Origin of the sequence: Parabacteroides sp. AF17-3, assembly GCF_003635445.1 — a bacterium.
Classification (GTDB): Bacteria; Bacteroidota; Bacteroidia; order Bacteroidales; family Tannerellaceae; genus Parabacteroides; species Parabacteroides goldsteinii.
In genome coordinates, this window is sequence record NZ_QTMM01000002.1 from 494,047 (window position 1) to 516,691 (window position 22,645).

Here is a 22,645-nt window from a genome sequence, read left to right on the forward strand (position 1 = left end):
CTTACAATCTGTTTTAGAAGTTAAACTGCATGCCTAATGTATATGTGCGAACCATCGGATAAAAGCGTTCCGTATCCCAAAACTTCTCAGTACCCTGATCCCAGCCGGTAATGTTTACCTCCGGATTCATACCACTGTAACCGGTAATCGTACAGACATTGCCGACTGTGCCGTAGATACGTATCCGATCGATCAGATTCTTCGTATACTTCTTCATCGGCAACGTATAACCCAACGTAATAGCGTCGATCTTCAGGAAAGTACCGTCTTCCAGATAATAATCGCAAATCTGCTTTTCCCCTTTGATATGACTGAACTTGCCGTAAGCGTCTTTCAACACATTGAAATTACCTTGTCCCTGTATACCATAGTACATATTAATTGTGTTATAGACATCGAAGTCTATCCAGCTACGGAGGTTGACACCCAGATCAAAATTCCTGTAAGTAAATGTATGACTCCAGCCGACAATCAACTTTGGGGTATAGTTTCCGACATAACGTTTGTCATTCTCAGTCTTGTCCTTTGCAGGAATCACATTGTTGTCTTTGTCGTACAACAAAAAATTGCCCTCATCATCGAAACCGGCAAACTTCCAGATATAAAAAGAACCGATCGTCGATCCCTCTTCCATGCGTGCCGCATCACCCGGTGAACCCGGGGCAACGAAACCGTTACCGTTTTTATAAGTATTATTTCCCCAAAGCGTAGCAATCTTACCTGAATTATGGCTAAGATTTAAGTTGGAAGACCAAACAAAATCTTTTGTGCGAATGATATCTCCTCCGACTTCAAACTCCCATCCTTTGACTTCCATACTACCGATATTCTGCCACTGCGTGTTCTGTGTATAAGGAGGCTGAGGCACGGCCACTTCATAAATCAGATTGTCGATCGTACGTTTGAAATAGTCGAATTTTCCATATAGCCGGTTGCCAAATAAAGAATAATCAACCCCTAAGTTCCATTCTTTCTTCTCTTCCCATCCTAAATTCCGGTTCACATTCTGCGTTTTACCAAAAGAATAAGCCCATTCGCCATTCGGAAGCATCCAGTATGTATCAGAGCCCAGCATATCGGCCATATAAGAGGCATCGAAATCGTTATTGCCTGTCACACCATAACCAAAACGGACCTTCAAGTCATCTACCCATTTTACCTCTTTCATGAAGTTCTCTTTGGAAATACGCCAACCGGCACTGGCAGACCAGAAATTAGCCCAACGATTGTCTGCAGAAAACTTGGAGGAACCCTCATGACGTATGGAGGCAGATAATAAGTACTTATCCCGATAAGCATAGTTAGCACGGGCAAAGACAGAGAACAGACGTTCCGTGATATTTTTACCGGAACTCATGCCAGCCTTACCGTCACTCAGATAACTACCTTTGCCGATATCCCAATATTTCAGACCATCGACAGAGAAATTATAGTTATCCATACCGAAATTCTCGCCGTTATGCTCGAAATAAGAATAACCGGCGGTAACGTTCAAGCTATGATCTTCCTTAAAATCCTTTATATAAGAAAAATATCCCTCGGAAGTCAGATTCTCAGTCTTGCTGAATGCGAGATGCGCATGTCCTTTACGTGATTCGTTCAACTCAGAACGATGCGTCCGCGGCCAATATTGGTGCAACTCCCACTGGCGGTTTTCATACCCCAGGATCTGCTGGTAAGAGAGGCCTGGAACCGGTTTGATATTCAATTTCATATTCACCTCCGGCTTAAACCATTTGTCCACTCCGTAGTAATCCTCCAGCATAGCATCGGCCACCACGTTATAATCAAGCGATTCGTTCAACCACACATTATATCCGGTTTCATTTTCCGGATCATAAGGAGAACGTGTCGGGTTATTACGCATAGCCTGCTGGAAATTTGGAAAATGGTTGTTACGTGCAGCCTGCCGATAATCGACAGCCGGATGTATCTCCAACCAATCGTCAAACAGTTTGAAATTAGCATTCACACGCCCTCCATAATCCTGACGTCCATCCTGCTTGGCCACTCCCTGGTTCTTTTCATAGAAAAAAGAAGTATAGACCTGCGCCTTTTCGGTACCGAACTCCAATGCAAGATGATGCTTTTGCGAAAAATTACCATGATTCAGCAATTCATCCCACCAATCTGTATCCTGTCCATAATCGGTACCGATTTCATAATCTGCATATTCACGTCCGGAGAGCATTTCCGGAGCATTATATCCCTGTTTCTTCGTGAATTCGTTACTATAGGTTAGTTTCACTTTTCCATTCGTGTCCGAACCACTTTTGGTCGTAATCAGAATCACACCGGAGGCAGCCCGTGTACCGTAGATAGCTCCGGCAGAACCATCTTTCAAAATGTCGATCGACTTGATGTCGTCTTGCGTCAAAGACCGGATATCACCCCCCGGAAAACCATCGATGACGATTAGCGGAGCTTTGCCGGCATTGATGGAAGTCATGCCACGTAACTGGAATGTGGTGCCTGCATTGGCACTTCCAAGATTATACATCACCAGACCACCAATTTTGCCTTGCAAAGATGTAGAAATGTCGGCACCACTGACACCGACCATCAGGTCGTCAGCTTTCAAAGAGGTGATAGCGCTGGTGACTTGCTTTTTATCCAGTGAGCCATAACCGATAACTACAACTTCTTGCAGGGTCTCGGCATCTTCTACCAATTTCACTTGAATTGAATGCTGTTTCCCGACTTTCACTTCCTGGCTTATATAACCTATATAGGATATAACCAAGGTCGAATTATCCGGGATATTTTGCAGGATAACCATTCCATTATCATCTGATATATTCCCTATTGTCGTTCCTTTTACCACAACATTTGCTCCTATGACAGGCCCGGTTTCATCCCGTACCATAACAGTCACTGTTTTTTCCGCCTGATCAGGTATCCTGTTCTCTATCCAACTTGAGGTTAACAATTCAAGATTCTCATCCATAGCAAAAACTTCTGTCGGCAAACATAAAAACAAGCCACACATAATCTTTATTGCCTGGGAAATCGAATCCTTTCTTCCCGGGAGAAAATCACAATTCTTTTTTTGTTGCATTTTCTTGTATTATTTTACAGGTTAATAATAATTTGACAAGTCATAATTTTGACACGTCTAATGCCGAAGCATAAGACTTTACGGTCTCTATACCATTCACTTCACAGGCCTATTGATCTAAATGATTTTAAGAATTATTGACTTTACAAAGTTAAATTGAAAAGAGGTTACATTATATCCACATTATTTGTTACTTTTGACCGATAAAATAAGAATATTAATCAATTATTTACGAGTATGGAAACAGATTTGAAAAAACTGGTAGGACAACGCCTTCAATTACTTCGTCTGGAAAGGAATTTGACACAAGAACAAATGAGTGAAAAACTCAATCTTTCTACGAGTGCCTATTGCAAAATTGAATATGGCGAAACCGACCTCACCCTTACTCGTCTGAACAAAATAGCGGATATACTCAACATGTCCGCAGTTGAACTATTCACGAGAATAGAAGGAGATACGTATAATAACTATCCTAAAGATTATGGTCGCGTATGGATTACGCGTGACAGTAGTATTGTAAATGTAGACAATAGCGATGACCTCCGCGAATTGGTTAAATCTAATTCCCGTCTTATCGATGTTCTTTTGAAAAGGATTGAAGAGCTTGAAAAGAAATAAAGGTGTTTACTTGCTCCTATTCAGGACAACCACACCAAAATAACTTGTTTCAGATTTTGTCAGAAGCGAACTATCTTGTCCCCGTGCTTGACACGGGGTCGCAGAAGAACCGGCTGTATCAAAAAATACATACAGGATACGGTTTGTGCCTTTGCGATCCCGTGTCAAGCACGGGATCGGGATAGCTCAATTATTTCTAGATTGGAACATCCTTTAGCTACAGTTGCTTTGTTTACTATTGAGGACTCGCTTTTCACGTGCTGCACGAATTTTCACACCGACACGAAGAGATTCCAATTCTCTTTCAAGCTCATTGCGCTCCGGTGTCCCTATTTCACCATAATAACGATCTTTTATCTGATCTAATGATGTTACGTTCATTTCTTTGCCTCCTTTCCCATCTCAACTACAATCTTTCCCCCTTTCAACACTTCATCCTGTGGTATTTTAAAACCATCGACTGGCTTTCCATTCAAAGTCACTGATTGAATGTATTTATTTTCCTTAGATGCACCGGGAGCTTCGATCACAAAAGTTTTTCCCCGACCATACTTACCGTCCAGGCGGATCGTTATTTTCGGATAACGGGGGGATGCCAGTTCATAGAAAGGCTTTTCCGAACAACCGCCCTCCATCTGAAACAGACCGATGGCACTCATAACAAACCAACTACTCATCTGCCCCAGATCCTCATCACCCGGATAAGCGTCATAAGGGGTAGTCCCGTAATACTGTTCCTGTATAGCACGTATCCATTTCTGTGTCAGATGGGGAGCACCTGCCCAATTGAAAAGATAAGCCACTTCCATAGATGTCTCGTTGCCATGATTAATCGGAAAGGCCGAAAAATTATCGCCGGCCGCATTGAAATTGGCATGCGACGACTGCTCCATCGCCTTATCCAGGCGGCTTATAAAGCGTTCTTTACCGACCTCACGAATTAACTTTTCGGGGTTATGAGGAACAAACCAGGAATAATTGAAAGCATTCCCTTCCGTAAATCCGGGAGTATGATACGGATCGAAAGGTTCCACCCAGTTTCCATGTTCATCTTTGGGCCGCATAAAACCGGACTCAGGATCAAACAAGTTACACCAATTGTTCGAACGTTTATCAAATAATTTAAAATCATCGGTCTTCCCCAGGATCTTAGCCATCTGCCCCAGGCACCAGTCATCATAAGCATATTCCATCGTATTAGAAACCGTCCCTTTTCCTGCAGGAATATACCCATACTTCATATAGGGAACTAAATTCTCAACACCAACAGTTCCACCGCCTTCGTATTTCTGAGGAGGTGTCGTCATCATCTTTTTCAAACCATCATACGCAATATTCAAGTCAAAATCACGTATACCACTTTGCCAGGCTCCCAGAATCTGAGAGATCGGATGCATGGCAACCATAACACCGGTATGTTCGATTCCGGCAGGGTCCGTATTGAACCATCCGCTATTCTGGTAAAGCTGAATAGCCGAACGTGCCCATTGGCTGGATATTTCAGGAGCCATCAGATTAAATAACTGCTGATTATTCCAGAACGTATTCCAATATTCACCGCTCACGATACAATCGTCCGGTTTCTCCAACTGCCTGATCCGCTCGTCTTCATCTACAAAACGACCATCCACATCGCTCCAGGTTGCTTTAGCTGCCAAGGCACGATAAAGATTCGTATAGAATTTTTTCTTTTGCAGGTAATCATCTGTTTCAATCGCTATCCTGCCCAGATATTCATCCCAGACGGAACGGGCATTATCCACGACTTTCTCAAAATCCCAACCAAACGGATCAGCCAGTTCCTGTTTCAGGTTATTTCGTGCCCCAGCCATATCAACCAGAGAGACACCCGAACGGACAAGAATCTCTTCATTCTCCTTCGTCTTATAATTTAGGAATATACCGACATCACCTTTGCCATCTATCTGCGTGATATTCTGTTTTATTTCAGCAGGAGTCTCAAACTCGTGATTCCTGTTCCATCCAGGGATATAACCGGTTACCGGTTTAACACCTTCGTTCACCCATCCCCCCATCGAATCAAAAGGCTTACTAAATTGAAGGACAAAATATAACGTATAGTTCTGCTCCAACGTATAACCGGTAAAAGCATTATAATAAGTCGCATACCCTTCTATCTCAGTATCATTTACTTTCGTGATATGCGCATTCACCAGATTATGCGGATACTCGTTGGGAGTAAACATATCGATCAGAATCCGGGCATCTTCCCTGGCCGGGAAAATATACCGTTGCAGGGCTGCACGACGCGTTGCCGTAATCTCCGCTTTGATCTTTGTGTCGGTCATATAAACGGAATATCTGCCTATTTCAGCTTTTTCGGAAGCCTTATCGATACGCGAACGATAACCTTCGTCGGGAAAATCCTCCCGTCCAGGATTTACTTTCAGTTCCCCGCAGGTAGGCTGCATCAGGAATCCGGTCATGGTCCAGTCGCTGAAATGATTGAAGCCCATGATATTTTCAATCGTATATTCATATCCGGCTTTCCATATCTCATCCTGGTTATCAGGGGCGATCTGCACCATACTCAGCGGGAGACTCGGTCCGGGTTTGAACATCCAGCGTGAATTACCGGTACCCATCAGCAGGTCGACATCATCCGAATAAGAATGAAGAGGCTGCCGGCTACGGGTAATTTCTCCTTTATAAACAATCTCCTTGCCATCCTGAATCGTGAACTGCAAAGTTTCCTGTTTGTCATTGGTCTTGGCAGCAGGCATCCATATCTCCTGGATACTCTCACCCGTTTCAATCACACGCGAAACCGGCTGGCATCCCTCTATCCGGAACGTCAGTTCCCGGGAATGGTCAAACTGGTTCATATCCACCAGGACCGGTTGCATACGTTCCCCGTTTTCTTTCCGGTATTCGAACGGAGCTGCTTTGACAGAACGTATCAGGGAAGAAGAAGCTTTCCCCAGCCGAATGCCGGCCGGTGTTTCCAAACGGATACAATCAAAAATCGCCCAGGTTCCTTTAATTGTTCCCAACTGGATTTTATTCATCCCGGCAGTAAGCCACGCAGCAGGAAACTGTATTTTTATTTCTTTCGCCTTTCCGGTCTCCTTGTTCGTAAGTAACTCTCCTGAGTTTTCTCCGTTCAACTCTTCCTCAAACCGGTTACCGTTTATCTCCACCCGTATCTTCACAGGATGGCTGTTATGCGCCCCGGTAAAGAAAAAAGTCAGGGAACATTCTCCCTGCGCAGAGACCTTATCCAGATTAAAAAACACAGCAGGGAAATGGCGGGGATGAAACCCGGCCCAATATCCGCCGCCAGCCCAGCTATCCAGCGGTCCCGGCAAAACATAAGGCCAGTGCTTACCGGCCGACGAATAACCGACATAAAAAGATTTCTCCCCTCCGAAATTAGCCAAAAAACTATTATAGTTATCGGGATACAAAGCAAACTCGGCAGCTGAATTATCCTGCTTGCCTATTTCAAAAAGGATCTTGTTCCCTGCGTACGTACCGGAAGACAGTAGAATAAAAAGAAGAAAGAATAGATGTTTCATTTTAATTAATCAAATTAGCATACAAAAATAAAAGAATCCATGGACAATCTATTTATACATTTTTTCTATTGAGTTATATTATCTTACGTTTAAAGGAGAGTCATAATTGAGAAAACGTACAAATACTCAATGGCGATGGCGGGCCAACCTGCACCTGCGGGGCGAACAGGTTTTGCAGATGTAACTGATACGAACAGGAATAACAGCCGGCAATCCGCCAGACAATCATTTATTTGCCGGCATTCATTATTCCCGAATCATTATCCTGGTTATATATCTTCTTCCCATCACTCTGGTATTTGCGACCGAACCGGAAATTCCAGGCAAAGGTCAGGAAAAAGGCATGAGAGCTTTCATTGATATAATTCTCCTTGTACGAGGAAACATACTTATTCCAGTTTTCATAAATCCGTTTATAGTTATTGGCAAAAGGATTGATCATACCGGCTCCGACTGAGAACTGTTTATAATTATACCGGACCATCAGCATATGAAGATTCTCTCCGCTCGACATTTTCTCTCCCCAGAAACTATTCCGGCGGTTGTAAATACTGAACATAGCCGTCAAATGTTTATACTGCCCCATTATCTCTGCACGATAATACCAGTTCGTATAGGTATGCCGGTAATCTTTCCCATCACTCCAGTAACGGTTCACGCCTCCGCTGAGAGAAAATTGCAGGATATTCCATAACATACCGGCCCGCAGGTTCAACTCGCCATTCAAGGACTGAAAACCATCCTGATTTTCATAAGTATGAATAAACATGCCATCCTCAATAAAAGTAGATTCCATTATCGCTTTCGGAGCATTCCGATAACGGGAAGACAAGCCGACAGAGACTTTCCCCTTCCGGTATTCCATATACAAATCAGCCTGGTAACGGTTGTACGGATTCAGGTCCGGATTTCCCCGCTGTATCTGCATCGAATCGATCAGTTGCTCGACAGCACTCAACTCCGACAGTGCCGGCGGATTGTTCGTCAGGCTGCCATTCAGGCGCGCATAGAAATTATCAGAGAAAGCATAACGGAAAGAAAAACGAGGCCAGAACGTATAGGTCTGATAACCATCTTCCCCTTCCTGTTTCAGCCATGAACGGGTAACACCCACACCCAACGAATAATTGAGCTTTTGCCATTTGCCCTGAAACTCGGTATATAAATAGGTATCCGACTGTTTCATCTCCGTTTTATATGTCATATTTCCATCATAGGTATTCTCCGAAAAGGCTTGTGAATGTTTCAGTCCTGCACTTAACCGGCCTTTTTCAAAACCTTTTTCATAAATACCTTCACCAATCACGGAATATTTATTCCCTTTTACACCGGAGTAGATATCAGTCAGCAACAGATCGTTCTGCTTTTCCTGATAAGTACGCTTGGAGTCGGTGTAGATATATGTTCCGACCAGGTTGAGCGCCAGAAACTGTTTGTGCTTCAGGTTCTGCTGATAATATAAATCGACATACGGACGATGTGTTTTTTTATCATTGTTGTCCCGCATATCCGTTACATGGTCCGGATACTCGACATTATACAACTCACTTCTGTAATCCGTATGTGGTTGCAGATACCCCCAGTAACCCAGCTTTGCATTCAGCAGATATTTATCCGGTTCTTGATAATTATAGGTGAAAGAACCGCCATGATTCAGTTCCTGAAAATGTCCGGGCTGCCCTTTTTCATACCGGTGCAAAGAGGTACCGTCTTCAAAGAGGAAAGATTCTTCATTCGTGCGCCAGCATTTGTAAAAGTCACGCGGACTGGCATAATAACTCAGACCAAACTCCGATTTCTTATGATTCAGTTTGGCTGATATTTCATCATTATGGAATACTACATGCGGGGAATTCATCATATCCAGGCTGACGGAGCCACCTGTTTCGTACCGGCGGGTGATATAATTCAATACGGCTTCGGCATCTCCGTAACGCAGGCCGGGATTCTCCAGGTATTCAATACGTATGATATCGTTCGGCTGCAATGCAGAAATATCTTTTGCATCCACCTTCGCTCCATTCAGACAAAGCTGTACGGAGCCACCGCCGGAAACACAGATATCCCTTGTCATCGGATTCACCTGAATGCGCGGTAACATCAGGGCCTGAAGCAAATTCACCCCATTTGTAGAGGCTGCCAGCTGTTGTTTATTGGGAAATACGATCTTACGGTCCGCCCGGTTGACAATATTGGCGGCTGTAACTGTCACCTCATCGAGTTGTTCCGCTGCTTCATTCAATGTTAGTTTTCCCAAATCAACTGACTTGGAAAGGCCATTCAGATCGGTTATATTATCTGTATACCCAATAGCGGAAATAATCAGACGATAACTGCCTGTTTCTATTTTTTCCAACTGAAAACGTCCCTTCGTATCAGTCGATACACCTGTGACAAAAGTTGAATCGAGCGTTTGCAACACGACATTGGCAAATTCAACAGAGGCATCCGTGCTTCCATCTGTCACCATTCCGGAGATCTTTATCTTTTGCGCATAACATAGACTGACTGACAGAACAGCACCTAAAATAAATAGATATATTCTTTTCATATAACATAGAATTTGAGTGATTATCTGAAGGCAAAGGTAGAGCCTCCGCAGTAGACAACCTTGAATTCCATGTGGACAAAGAATACCGAGTACCTGTACAATCACGCACAGTTAAACAACTAATAAACAAGCAAATAAAAGAATCTATATTTTTCAAGTGGACAAATCACCCCATCAAAATCCCCACAGATAGACATCGGCCGGCTGATCCTTCCCGATCAACTCATTTTTTCCCTGATTAATCCGCTCCTTTATACGTTGTTTCCGTTTGGTGACGGAAGAGGGAGCAATACTATACAACCGGGCAATAGCCGAGGTGGACAGTTGTAATTTAATCAGGCAGCAGCACTGAATATCTTCTTCCGTCAGCAACGGGAAAGAAGCACGAAGCCGCCCGGTGTAATTATTAAATATCTTGTCTATCAATTTATAAATGACAGGCCAGTCTATATCCGACAGATTACGGACTTCTCCTTTGTACAAACGTTCCAACTCTTTATATTGCAAGATAACCTGAAGAGACAATTGTTTCGTGCTGGTTGTAAGCGCTTGGTTTTGTATAACCATCCGCTCATACGAATCCATTTCAATGTTTTTTTCCGGAATATTCTGAGCATATCGGGCCATTTCCTGTTGCAGCTGCTTCTTTTCCCGGTTCAATAGCTCATTCTCCTGACAGATCCGTTCAATTTCAGATAGTTGGTCGTTCAATTGCTGTTCGGCTATTTCCTCCTGCTCCGACTGGCGGGCTGACAATTGTTCGATCGCCTCCTCATTTTGCCGGATCAGCTGTTCCTTTTCGCTTAATGCAATTTGATGCAGTCGCATCTGCTCTCTCATCTGCCGGATAAAACGTTCCTTCTTCAACAATTTACGTTGGTATAAATAAGCCAGGAAGAAAATCAGGCAAGCGGCTGCCGACAGAATATAAAGAGTCAGGCGGTGGTTCCGGTCTTTTTGAATCTTCAGATTCAGATTCCTCCGTTCCAGTTGGTTCTGCACAAACAACCGCTCTTTTTCTATTGCCACATTCCTTCTTTCCACCGATGCCACCTTTTCACAAAAATCATAGACAGCAATGATATTCAGAGCATTATTCTTCTTTACATCATAAACACTACGAAGCAGTTTCTCCACATAAAAAAAAGAGGTACGATATCCGTTCCCGTAATAATCCCGGGGGATTAAATCGCAACAATATTCCAATTGTTTCAGGTAAACCTCCGCAGAATCCAATTTCCCCAGATTTAACCAAAGACATACATAAGTAGCAGTCTTCACAATACTATCATGCAGATGTTTCGGAGGATATTCCCGATCAAACTTCCTCATCAGCGGCAAAGCCTTTTCACTCTGATGGAAAGCATTCAAACCATCTATATAATTACGGAGAATCGAACTGTTATCAACTCGCAGCTCTTCCGCCAGTTTTAGTGCCCGTATCATATAATGCTCCATTGAATCCGGTTCCTGCCGGGAAGCATAATAACAACCGAGACCATACAAACAATGAATCATCTGCAACGAATCTAAAGCATAATAATCGAATATAATGTGCTTAACGTCTTCAGGTACCAGAGAAAGATTCCCCGGAAGCAGATCATGATAACCCAGAGTCGAAGCAAGCTCCACCAGCAAAGTGGTATCTTTATTGTTTGCTGCAATCTGTATTCCTTTTGAAATAAACTCTTTAGCCTCTTCCCTTTTATCTCCCGAATAGTTCACCTGCATGGCAGCTAACATATATGCTTCTGTCAGACGAGGGGATTGTTGTTGCTCATAACAACGAAGTGTATAATGAATCAGCGAATCATTCACCATATTCCGTCCCTGTCGTTGATGCAGCCGGGTGATCCACCAGCCATATTCCGCCCGAAGGCTATCCGAGAGTTCAGCTGGAACGACCTGCTCTTCCAGTATCATCGCCAGGCTGTCCGGATTTTCCCGCAACAGACGTTCAGCCAAACCTTCATCCGGAAAGAAAGCCTCCTGCCGTCCCCACTGACAGGAAGGTAAAAGGACAGTAAAGAACAAGATCAGACAGCAGATGTATTTCATACGAGCGTTATTATAAAGGCTACAAAGATAATGATAATACCCCGGCAAAAGAAGCCTGTGAATAAAGTCTGACCGGTTTACCTCAAAAATATCATTATAATTATTTCATAATAAGCATATTATAACTACATTTGCATTATTGTAGCGAAAGTTACAGTAATATTGACTACAATAGAAGGATAGCTTATGAAATTTTACAATAGAAATAAAGAATTACAATTACTACATGACTGGGAAGAGTTGTCTGCCGAAGCAGCACAAATGACAATTGTAATCGGGCGCCGGCGTGTCGGAAAGACTACATTGATTAAGAAAGCTTTCGAAAACAAAAAGATGATTTACTTCTTCTGTACTAAAAAGAATGAAGTACTTCTCTGCGAAGAATTTGTAGCAATTGCCAAAGACATATTAGGTACAGATATCCTTGAATACCGTAACTTCCGGGATTTATTCCGATATCTGATGCGCATATCAACTGAACAAAACTTTACATTAGTAATAGATGAATTTCAGGAATTCTATTATATTAATCCCGCCATTTACAGCGAAATGCAAAATGTATGGGATGAAATGAAAGATCACGCAAAAATAAACTTAGTACTTTGCGGCTCGATCTATTCACTCATGAAACGCATATTCGAAAACTCCCGGGAACCACTATTCCAACGAGCCGATCATCGCATTGTGTTACGCCCATTCACAGTAGATGTGATAAAAGATATCATAAGAGATCATTTCCCATCTTTCACTCCGGAAGATTTACTGGCTTTTTATACAGTAACCGGAGGTGTTGCACGGTATATAGAACTATTAATCAAGAGCAAAGCTTTTACAAAAGAGAAAATACTGGATACTATTTTCAGCGAAAACTCTTTCTTTTTAGAGGAAGGAAAAAATGTTCTCATAGAAGAATTTGGAAAGGATTATACTGTTTATTTCTCTATTCTTTCCCTAATAGCCTCTTCTAAAACATCCCGACCGGAAATCGAAGGCGAATTAGGTGTTTCAGTCGGTCCCCAATTAAAAACATTGGAAGAAGACTTTAATGTCATTACCCGTACCAGTCCAATATTTTCAAAGCCGAATACCCGGCAGATCCGTTATTATATTGATGACAATTTCCTGAACTTCTGGTTTCGCTTTATTTACAAATACAGAAGCGCAGTAGAAATATCCAATCTGGGATTCATTCGACAGGTGGTAGAAAGAGATTACAACACATATATAGGACGAATACTTGAAAAATATTTCCGAGACCAGCTAATCTTATCCAAAGAATGGTCTGCTATCGGTTCTTATTGGGAAAACGGAAATAAAAACGAAATAGATATCGTTGCCGTAGACGAATTCAATAAGAGAATGGTCATCGGTGAAGTAAAACACAATCCTAACGAGATCAACTTAGGGACATTAGAATATAAAGCCAAAAATATTGCTGCAAGCCATAAAAAGTACACAATAGAATATAAAGGTTTTTCTCCTGATGACATGTAAGGTAAGTCTGCTCCCGGGAAAACATGCGAAGGGAAAAAAGTACTTTACTCCTTCGCGGCCAACACATAAACCCTGTGCGTTTTATATCCCATCTCACGGATGATACCTTCTTCCAAAAACTGTTTCAGCTCTTTGCCTGCCCGGTAACGAGTACAATTGTTCAACTCTGCATAATCCGATTCATTGATGCTTTCATGCTTGCGGATATATTCCAACATCTTTTCTTTCCGGGTTTCGATGGGTTCAGAAGAAATATTTTCTCTTTTTACTTTCTTGGGACGTTCTTCTTTAACCATCTCCTTCAAACGGTTGGAACAGCGAAAATTCACCCCGTCGACAGAAACACTAAACCTGATTTTTCCGTTTTCCTCAGAAATTTTCCGGGTACGCAACGCCGGGGAGAAATGTCCGATCCCCTCCAACTCGATACTATATCCGTAGCCAAGTTCCCTACCCATATATACGGTCAATGCTTCCAGCACACCTTTTATATCGGCCGAATTAACCGTGCAAGCATCCGAGAGATCTCTGCATATCTCTTCAAGACCTTTTGTTCCTCTCGAAACAAGACGTGCATGTTCTAAGTTATCTTTACTCCCTTTAGGCCGGGGAGTCTTATAAACACTGAATTTGATACTCATGGGAATTTGATTTAAAAGGTTACGTACGACATTTTTCGGGATGCCATACTGTACTAAATTTTATGCCTTACTAACTTATTGCCGACAGCCATCAGTAATATAACTGATAACTATCGATAATATTACTGATGGCTATCGATAATATTATCGAAATCAATCGGCAATCAGTTTGTTGCGGTACAAATATACGAAGGAAAGGGATGAATTATTCACCGGAACAGGATATTTTAGGTTAAATAGACTACCTCTGTTTCAATCCCGCAAATTACGAACTAAATTTCATTCATTCAGAATGAGTAAAAATATCGTTTTTTATTCATTTGCAATGAACAAAATATTATTATAACGATACAGAGTCATGAAAGAATCAGTAGCCAAAGCAGAATCTGAGTGATCTACTTTGGCTACTAACTAAATTATTCTATATAACCAACACTATACATTATAATACTCTTCCCATCCTTTGCGTGGCGGCTGTCCGCTCAGCATCTGGTTGGCGAAGCTGTCGTTGACGATCTCTTTGGTGGTGCGGTCGAGAACTAACTTACGGTTCAGGCGCTGTGCCAATACACCCAGGCAGAATACCTGGCTCAGCGGACCGGCGATAGAGAACGGTGAACGGGGCTTTTCCTTGCCCTGGCAAGCCAACAGGAAGTTCGCGTAATGGTTGGAAGGACTCTTCTGGTATTCGGGAAGGGTTGGATTCATTTCCTTGGCAATCTTATCCGGGATGACAGACAATGTACTTCCATGAGAACCTCCTTTGAATGTCAGCGTCTTCGTATAAATTTCCTTACCCGGATTCAGTTTCATCAATTGCAGTTTGCCACCGGCTACAGTCGGAATATTCGGATCGACATCCGAAGAACCGAAGTTTTCAGGAACAGGAGGGATATTATCCAGACCATCGTACCAGGTAACATCTATTCCCGGCATATCGCCTCTTTCGGGGAATTTGAACAGGATAGTCGACGACATCGGGAAGAAGAATTTATTATGATCTTTCAGATACAACGGGTTGATCTCTGTAGGCAATCCCATATCCAGGAATTCGTGTGCCGTATCCAGAATATGTGCACCCCAGTCACCCAGCGCGCCCATACCGAAGTCATACCAACAACGCCATTGTCCCATATGATAATCATGGTTATAGTCATGATGCTGCACTACCCCCAGCCAGGTATCCCAATCCATTGTTTCAGGAATCGGTTCTCCCATCGGCATATGCTTGATATTCGGATTCCATCCGTGCCAACGACGCGGAGAGTTCATATGAGCGGTGATAGCTGTTACATCCTTTATCAGACCAGCTTCTTTCCATGCCTTGAACTGGAAATAATTGGCTTCGGAATGTCCCTGGTTACCCATCTGTGTGACCACGCCATATTTCTTTTCACCGCGCATCATCAGTTCTATTTCCTGGAAAGTACGCGCCATCGGTTTTTCAACATATACATGTTTGCCGTGGGCCATTGCCTCGATTGTGATCGGGAAATGGGCATGGTCGGGAACCCCCACCGTCACAGCATCGATCTTATCCGCCATCTGATCGAACATCTTACGGAAATCCTGATAACGGGGAACTTTCGGGAACATGGAGATCAGTTCCTGCGTATGCTTCGCCCCCATATCCACATCGCAAAGGGCTACAACATTACACAATCCGGTCTTATACAATTCCTTGGCAATTTCACCACCCCGGTTACCAATGCCAATAAATGCGATATTAACTTTCTCGTTCGCACTAACGAACGGTACACCCGGCATTGCACCAGCCTTCGAAGGGATCCAAAACGAAGGTATTGCAGTAGCTGCCGATAATGCCAATGCCCGTTTCAGGAACGAGCGACGTGAGATGTCTTCTGATTTCATGGTATTCTATTTAGATAATTAATATTGTCTGCGCAAACATTAAAAACATCAACTTCGCAAAAATAGATATTTTTTGTTGATTTGAAAGGAATTAAGGCAGAAAGTTCATTAATTATCCGAAAACTTTACCAGGCATTATTCACCGTATGATCAGCCAGTACCGTTTCCACCATCTTTCTGTAAACCTCGACACCCGTTGCTATATTCCTGGAAGCATCGGCACTTCCCATGCCATAAACCACCAATGGCGTCTGCCAGGTCATTCCGGCATGTATTGCACATCCCTGATAAGGACGCAGAAGTTCATCCATCGTGAAACAATTCCTGCCTCCGCTACGGTAAGCGGCATACTCCGAACCTGTTGTAGTGACGATCTGCAACGGCTTGCCGGCTACAGCTGGTGTCTTTGCCAGGGAAGTAAAGACCTCGTCCAGCCATCTTTTCAACAACGAAGGTGCTGACATCCAGTGGAAAGGAAATTGAAAGACCACCATGGAAGCATCGGATATAATCGTGCTCCACACATTTACATCAAAAGACTGATCCTGATATTCATACAGATCGTATACCATCACGCCATCGATATCTTTTACCGCATCGGCTAAAGCCTTGTTAGCCTGTGATTCTTTCAGATTGGGATGAGCCAAAAGAACTACTACTTTTTTTGAAACGTCATTCATATTATTGTGTTTTATAATGTAAAATCGTATTAAAACATAAGCTTTCACAAAGCTAAACAAATCCATGAAAATACATCAGGGAGATTTAGATTAAAATTACCAGCATTATCTAAATAACAATTGATTACATAAAAAAAGCATTTCAGCAGGAGAGAAAAATAGCAGACAATAGAATATTTAACATATCGAAACATTCAAAAAAGACTCGATACTGTAAATTAAAAATTAAGGCAAACAAATGAACTATAAATATATAGTCAGCATTTTACATTTTTCTAAATGATATTGTTCTAGTAGAACTAATTCATAATATCTATCAAAAAATAGATTAGTAGTTAACATCTCATTTCTGACCTCATTTTTTTATAATTAATTACAACTAATTTGTAACAAAATTAACCCTTTTAGCGCACACAAGCTGGCGATTAACTAATTTAAAATAGATTTATCCTATTTTAAGCAATTCATCATACTTTCTTTTTGACATAATTCCATAGTTCTACTAGAACTATGATAATAATTTAATTGATGCTGAAACACATTATACACACATCTATTTTTACTTATAAATCAAACGCTTATGTCTAAAAAATTGAAATTTCCAAGCTTGATTTTGCTTGCCGGTGCATTAGCATCTCCGATAGGAGTCTACGCCGACGTATTGCCCGACAGGCAAAGTGTAAACATTTCCCAACAGAGTGGGAAAGTAACCGGAGTCGTAGAAGACGCATTAGGTCCGGTAATTGGAGCTTCTGTGGTAATCAAAGGCACCACTAATGGTATTATGACTGATCTTGACGGTAAATTTACACTGGATAACGTCAAAAAAGGTCAAGTCCTACAAATCTCTTTTGTCGGATACAAAACAAAAGAAATCGCCTACACGGGACAAACGACAATGAAAATTCTTCTGGAAGAAGATTCACAAGCCCTGGATGAAGTTGTGGTAACAGCCCTGGGTATGTCGCGTGACAAAAAATCACTGGGTTACGCCATGACAGAACTGAAAGGAGATGAAATCGCCAAAGTAAACTCTCCTAACCCGATCAATGGTTTGCAAGGTAAGGTTGCCGGTGTACAGATTAACATGGGTAACTCCGGCCCGCAATCTTCACAACGCATCATTATTCGTGGTAACACCTCATTGGGCGGTAACAACCAGCCGATTTTCGTTATCGACGGTATTATCATCGACAATGAAGTAACAAAAACCGGCCAGGGCCAAGACTGGGGTAATGACCTGAAAAACTTGAACTCCGACGACTTCGAGTCTATGTCTGTCTTGAAAGGTGCCGCCGCTACTGCCCTTTACGGTTCACGTGCAGCAAACGGTGTGATCTTGATCACCACCAAGAAAGGACGCAAAGGAGAAGGTATCGGTATCTCTGTTTCTCACACGCAACAGTGGGAAAAGATCTATGCAACCCCTGATTTGCAAAACGAATTCGGTTCCGGTTCATCCCCCGTTTGGGCGTTGAATGATGACGGTTCTGAAAACCGTTATACCTCGGCCGGACGTAGTTTCGGACCGCGTTTCGACGGCAAGCCGTTCTATGTGGACGGTCAGGAAATGATCTATTCTGCAAAAACAAACAACTTGCAGAATTTGTATAAGACCGGCCGTTACATGAACACAAATGTGGCATTGCAAGGTGGTTCTGAAAAAAGTGCATTCCGTTTTTCTTATTCAAATCTGAATTCCGATGGTTTGACTTTCAACAATGAGTTCAAACGTAATTCATTCAGCTTAAACGCCTCACACGATATTAGTTCTCGTTTGAAAGCAGAAGGCGGTTTCTCTTATATCGAATCAACGGCACAAAACCCGACTCGGCAGGGTGGAGCTGGATCGCCGATCTACGACTTCATGTACAGCATCGCCCGCGAATATGACACAGACTATTGGCTGAAAGATAAAAAATACATCAGCCCGGCAGGCGACGGTTACAACTCGATGGACCCATACGGATACTCTAAAACCATCTACGATTACTTGGAAAACATCTACACACAAGATGAAATGAGCGTGCGCGGATACTTGAACCTGGATCTGAAACTGTTGGATTGGTTATCTGTAAAAGTAAAAGGTGACATCTATAAATTGTACACTACCAACGAGTCAAAAGTAATGGCAACAGGCGCCAGCAAGTACGATGGGGCAGCTTACAAGATCCATGAAAACAAGAAAGACCAGTACAAAATTACCGGTATGTTGACGGCCAACCATTCGTTCGAAGACTTCAACATCAGTGGTAGTGTGGCAGTTGAGCAGTGGGATACTCGCAGCGGATACCATAAAACCGACTCGAAGAACGGTTTGCGTGTACCCGGCCTGTTCGACATGACCAACTCTGTGCAACGTGCCGAAACAAGCGTGAGATACAATACCAGCCGTAAACGTATCAATTCAATCTATGCGTTTACCAATATGGACTACAAAGGCGTTTACTTCTTGGATATCACCGGACGTAACGATTGGTCGTCTGCATTGATCTATCAGAACGGAACCGGAAATACCTCTTACTTCTATCCGTCGGTAGGTGCCTCTTGGTTGTTTGTTGAAGGTCTGCGTGAACACATGCCGGAGTTCATCTCTTTCGGTAAGTTAAGAGCTTCTTACGCCATTGTGGGTAATGACTGTGCACCGTATTTAACAACAGGTACAGGTTACTATGCTTTCGACAATACATTCGATAATCAATTAAGTAGCGGAACTTATCCGTATTACAAATTTGACAAGGATGAATTGCCTAACCTGGATTTGAAACCTGAAAAACAACACTCTATCGAAGTTGGTTTGGATATGCGTTTCCTGAAGAACCGCTTAGGTTTCGACTTTGCTTGGTATAAGACCAATACGAAGAACCAAATCCTGGGATTACCGATCGCATCTGAGTCGGGTGTAGGCAAACGCTGGATCAATGCCGGTGATATCCAGAATAAGGGTATCGAGTTATTGATCACCGGTACTCCGATCGAAACAAAAGACTGGCGTTGGGACTTGTCTTTCAACTTGACACGCAATACAAACAAAATTGTTTCCCTGTTTGAAGGTGTCGACAAGTATCAGTTAGTAGGTGGCGGTACAGATACGCAGGGATGGGCAACCGTTGGCGGTTCTTACGGTGATATCTATACTTCATACGGTTACACACGTAATGAAAAGGGCGAAAAACTATTAAATGCAGACGGTTCTTATCCTCGTTCAAACGAAAGTGTAAAGATCGGTTCCTTGCAACCCAAATTCTTGTGGGGTGCTAATACTTCCGTAAGTTGGAAGGGCGTTACGTTGAATGCTGTAATTGATGCCCGTTTCGGTGGTGACATCTTCTCTGCAAGTTATTACTATGGTATGAATTCCGGTAATATCAAGTCTTCACTGGCTGGTCGCGATACACAATATGGCGGTCTACCTCGTACATTGGCCGACGGGAGAACCGTTAACGATGGTGTCATTCCGGAAGGTGTATTCATGCCCGGCACAGAAATCAAGGGACAGGATGTATCCGGCATGAGCTATCAGGCTGCTTACGAAAAAGGATTGGTTGAACCGCTGTCGGCCTACAAGTATTACGACAATGTATATAGTTGGTCTGGCGGTATCCGCGAAGAAGGTATCCACAAATGTTCATGGATTGCGCTGCGTGAAGTCTCCGTACATTGGCAATTACCTAAAAAATGGGTAGAAAAAGCATATATGCAGAATGTCAGTGTAGGCTTGATGGCACGTAACCTGGGTTTCCTGTATAACAGCTTGCCCGACAACATTCATCCGGAAGGTTTGAATACAACTTACAGTTCCGAATATATGGAAAGTGGTGGTGCGGTATTCTCACGTAACATCGGCTTCAGTGTTAATGTTTCATTCTAATCAAACGTATAGTCAAATGAAAAAGATTAAATATTATATTTTCGGTGCTTTAGCATCTATGGCTGCATTGACCTCTTGCGATGCAGATTTTACCGAAATCAATAAAAATCCCGATACGGTGTATGAGGTCGATCCGGAAGTATACCTCTATCAGGTAGAAAATGCGATGCTCAATGCCGGAGAAACCTGGGCAGATTCTTATGCCTGTCGTTTACGCTGGATGCAGTATTGTACAGGTATCTGGGGGTACGGAACGACAAACTTTACAGAGTGTGCCGGATGGGGTGGTACAGTCTATGGCAACTATAATACTGCCGGAAAGTACGCAACACATATCCCTTATTACATCCAAACAAATTTACCGGAACAGGAAGCTGCTTATAGCAACTTGATAGAAGTGGCTCGTGTCCTGCTGATCACCAAAGGTATCCAGACCTCCGATGTATACGGTTCATTGGCTTATACAGATGCCTGGGGAACACGTAACGGACGTCCGGAAATCCTCGAACCGGCATTTCAAACACAAGAAGAGTTGTACACCATCTGGAATCAGGAACTGAAAGAAGCTGCTAATAAGCTGGCTACCGCTACGAACCAGATTTCTTTCAAAAATTACGACCTGGCGTATAATGGCGATATGACTAAATGGGTGAAAGCCGTTAACGCTGTACGCCTGCGCTTGGCATTACGTCTGTTGAACCGGAAACCGGAAGAGGCTAAAGCCATTGCACGAGAAATATTGTCATCCGGTAATATATTCGACAACATTGACGATAGTTTCGTCCTTTATTTCGATAATCACTGGACTACATTGGGCGACTGGCATTCAGTCATTGACATGGACCGTGCTTCTGTCTGCTTCATGAATTATCTGAAAAAATACAACGACCCACGTAAACGTCTTTTCTTCCAGATCAACAACCTGACTCCGGAAAATGTCGCTGCATTCAACGCACTGGAAACAACAACTCCCAAACAAATCATTCCTACCAATTTGAGCCGTTGGGAAGGTGGTCACGTAAGCTATGATTTGCAGGCAGAAGATGTTTGTCGTACTTCGCGTTATCTGGATGATATCGATATGCGCCCGATGAACAGACCACAGACTCGTCTGTGGAAAGGGGCACAGGATGAAGGTACAGCAGGCGGCTGGGTGCCATTGGTGACTTATGCAGACTTCTGCTTTATGGCTGCCGAATTTACATTGGAAGGTGTGGCTAATACGAAAAGCGCACAGGAATGGTACGAAGAGGGTGTAAGAGCTTCTTTGAAATTCTGGAGCAAGATTGCCGACTACTGCAAAATCAACAACTACGAAGCCATTACAGAAGCTGAAATCGACGAATACATGGCACAGGAAGGAATTGCTTGGAACAGCGCTATGGCTAAAGAACAGATTTATTGCCAGACTTGGATAGAACACTTCAAGAACAACAATGAATCGTGGGCGATGTACAAACGTGTAGGCTATCCGAGTACAACCTCTACTTTGGTTACTTGGGAACCGATCCATGTGTACGGCGAATTACAACAAGTTCCGCGTCGCAAAAAATTCACTATGCCGGCAGATGGTTCTCCTAACTATGCTAACCAAGTAAAACGCTTGGAAGATATGCAAAAGGAATCTAACTTCGGTCGTTTGGATAGTGAACATGGCCGTGTTTGGTGGGAAAATTAGAAAACTCCAAACTAAATATTCAACATAATGATTGGTGAAACGAGAGAGGTGACCGTGATGGCCACCTCTCTTTGGTTATTGACTCTACACATTAACTTTATAGTGTTATAATCATGAATAGACATAACCTCAAACAGTTACTTTATATAGTCTTCATACTTCTTACAATATCCCCGATCTATTCTCAAACAATAAAAGAGGGAATCATGATACAAGGAAACATTCAAATCAAGATACCACGTTAATAAACTGCAGGGCAACCGCACTAAATTGTTTGAAAAAGGGCAGCAAAGACTTTTGGAGCTTCAAAAAGTCCTCGTTTTTTGTAAAAAATCAATCTCCCAATGGAGTTTTATAAATTTAATTTCACCTTTCACCGTCTATAACATATTATAAAACAGTTATTTGTAGTGAAGAAAGAGTAAAGGGTGATAAAATGTTGTTCGAACAAATGCGTACGGCTTTTCCCAAGAATACGTACGGTTTTTCCCCTATATTCCGGCAGATTATACCCTGTAAAGTAGCGTCCGGTCCCCTATATCCTATTGGTATGTACGTTATAAGGTAGGTGTACCGTCATGC

General features: G+C 42.7%; 12 protein-coding genes. 4 read left to right on the plus strand and 8 right to left on the minus strand.

All coding sequences use genetic code 11. The features are described from left to right. Positions 1–13: 13 nt before the first annotated feature. Positions 14–3,058 carry a SusC/RagA family TonB-linked outer membrane protein gene (locus DWW91_RS04145; RefSeq protein WP_122327029.1) on the minus strand — a complete coding sequence of 1,015 codons (3,045 nt, stop codon included), beginning with the start codon at positions 3,056–3,058 and terminating at the stop codon, positions 14–16. Between the two features lie 237 nt (positions 3,059–3,295). Between DWW91_RS04145 and DWW91_RS04150 the strand changes: the two genes are divergently transcribed. Beyond that, entirely contained in the window at positions 3,296–3,679 is a 384-nt protein-coding gene (locus tag DWW91_RS04150) for a helix-turn-helix domain-containing protein (RefSeq protein ID WP_010801037.1), read from the plus strand. 213 nt (positions 3,680–3,892) lie between these two features. Here the strand turns inward: DWW91_RS04150 and DWW91_RS27595 are convergent, their stop codons facing one another. The 4 genes from DWW91_RS27595 to DWW91_RS04165 all read right to left on the minus strand — a co-directional run bounded on the left by DWW91_RS27595 (position 3,893) and on the right by DWW91_RS04165 (position 11,827). After that, the gene (locus DWW91_RS27595; protein WP_010801038.1) at positions 3,893–4,060 is read right to left on the minus strand and encodes a hypothetical protein; all 168 of its coding nucleotides are present in this window, start codon (positions 4,058–4,060) and stop codon (positions 3,893–3,895) included. Further along, positions 4,057–7,218, minus strand: coding sequence for a GH92 family glycosyl hydrolase (locus DWW91_RS04155; RefSeq protein ID WP_122327030.1), 3,162 nt, complete (start codon positions 7,216–7,218; stop codon positions 4,057–4,059). Before DWW91_RS04155 ends, DWW91_RS27595 begins: the two co-directional genes overlap by 4 nt. Before the next feature lie 229 nt (positions 7,219–7,447). After that, the gene (locus DWW91_RS04160; protein WP_370449558.1) at positions 7,448–9,769 is read right to left on the minus strand and encodes an outer membrane beta-barrel protein; all 2,322 of its coding nucleotides are present in this window, start codon (positions 9,767–9,769) and stop codon (positions 7,448–7,450) included. Positions 9,770–9,943: 174 nt separating this feature from the next. After that, entirely contained in the window at positions 9,944–11,827 is a 1,884-nt protein-coding gene (locus tag DWW91_RS04165) for a hypothetical protein (RefSeq protein WP_122327032.1), read from the minus strand. Between the two features lie 186 nt (positions 11,828–12,013). Here DWW91_RS04165 and DWW91_RS04170 point away from each other — a divergent pair, with 186 nt between their 5' ends. Continuing rightward, positions 12,014–13,321: an ATP-binding protein gene (locus DWW91_RS04170; RefSeq protein ID WP_010801042.1), complete on the plus strand. Its 1,308-nt coding sequence runs from the start codon at positions 12,014–12,016 to the stop codon at positions 13,319–13,321. A 44-nt stretch (positions 13,322–13,365) separates the two neighbouring features. Here the strand turns inward: DWW91_RS04170 and DWW91_RS04175 are convergent, their stop codons facing one another. The 3 genes from DWW91_RS04175 to DWW91_RS04185 form a co-directional block, all read right to left on the minus strand. Continuing rightward, positions 13,366–13,962, minus strand: a complete 597-nt coding sequence (locus DWW91_RS04175; RefSeq protein WP_122327033.1) for an HU family DNA-binding protein — start codon at positions 13,960–13,962, stop codon at positions 13,366–13,368. Positions 13,963–14,397: 435 nt separating this feature from the next. Continuing rightward, complete coding sequence (locus tag DWW91_RS04180) at positions 14,398–15,834, minus strand: Gfo/Idh/MocA family oxidoreductase (protein ID WP_009860298.1); 1,437 nt, start codon at positions 15,832–15,834, stop codon at positions 14,398–14,400. Positions 15,835–15,959: 125 nt separating this feature from the next. Beyond that, positions 15,960–16,514 (minus strand): NAD(P)H-dependent oxidoreductase, encoded by a 555-nt coding sequence (locus DWW91_RS04185; protein ID WP_009860299.1) that lies wholly within the window; start codon positions 16,512–16,514, stop codon positions 15,960–15,962. 580 nt (positions 16,515–17,094) lie between these two features. Between DWW91_RS04185 and DWW91_RS04190 the strand changes: the two genes are divergently transcribed. Continuing rightward, positions 17,095–20,385: a SusC/RagA family TonB-linked outer membrane protein gene (locus tag DWW91_RS04190; RefSeq protein ID WP_010801044.1), complete on the plus strand. Its 3,291-nt coding sequence runs from the start codon at positions 17,095–17,097 to the stop codon at positions 20,383–20,385. A gap of 16 nt (positions 20,386–20,401) precedes the next feature. Next, positions 20,402–22,063 (plus strand): SusD/RagB family nutrient-binding outer membrane lipoprotein, encoded by a 1,662-nt coding sequence (locus DWW91_RS04195; RefSeq protein WP_010801045.1) that lies wholly within the window; start codon positions 20,402–20,404, stop codon positions 22,061–22,063. Positions 22,064–22,645 lie beyond the last annotated feature (582 nt).

Coding starts and splice junctions, on each gene's coding strand:
- DWW91_RS04195 (WP_010801045.1), top strand. CDS start 20,402: ATGAAAAAGATTAAATATTATATTTTCGGTGCTTTAGCATCTATGGCT.
- DWW91_RS04185 (WP_009860299.1), bottom strand. CDS start 16,514: ATGAATGACGTTTCAAAAAAAGTAGTAGTTCTTTTGGCTCATCCCAAT.
- DWW91_RS04175 (WP_122327033.1), bottom strand. CDS start 13,962: ATGAGTATCAAATTCAGTGTTTATAAGACTCCCCGGCCTAAAGGGAGT.
- DWW91_RS04165 (WP_122327032.1), bottom strand. CDS start 11,827: ATGAAATACATCTGCTGTCTGATCTTGTTCTTTACTGTCCTTTTACCT.
- DWW91_RS04160 (WP_370449558.1), bottom strand. CDS start 9,769: ATGAAAAGAATATATCTATTTATTTTAGGTGCTGTTCTGTCAGTCAGT.
- DWW91_RS04145 (WP_122327029.1), bottom strand. CDS start 3,058: ATGCAACAAAAAAAGAATTGTGATTTTCTCCCGGGAAGAAAGGATTCG.
- DWW91_RS27595 (WP_010801038.1), bottom strand. CDS start 4,060: ATGAACGTAACATCATTAGATCAGATAAAAGATCGTTATTATGGTGAA.
- DWW91_RS04170 (WP_010801042.1), top strand. CDS start 12,014: ATGAAATTTTACAATAGAAATAAAGAATTACAATTACTACATGACTGG.
- DWW91_RS04155 (WP_122327030.1), bottom strand. CDS start 7,218: ATGAAACATCTATTCTTTCTTCTTTTTATTCTACTGTCTTCCGGTACG.
- DWW91_RS04180 (WP_009860298.1), bottom strand. CDS start 15,834: ATGAAATCAGAAGACATCTCACGTCGCTCGTTCCTGAAACGGGCATTG.
- DWW91_RS04190 (WP_010801044.1), top strand. CDS start 17,095: ATGTCTAAAAAATTGAAATTTCCAAGCTTGATTTTGCTTGCCGGTGCA.
- DWW91_RS04150 (WP_010801037.1), top strand. CDS start 3,296: ATGGAAACAGATTTGAAAAAACTGGTAGGACAACGCCTTCAATTACTT.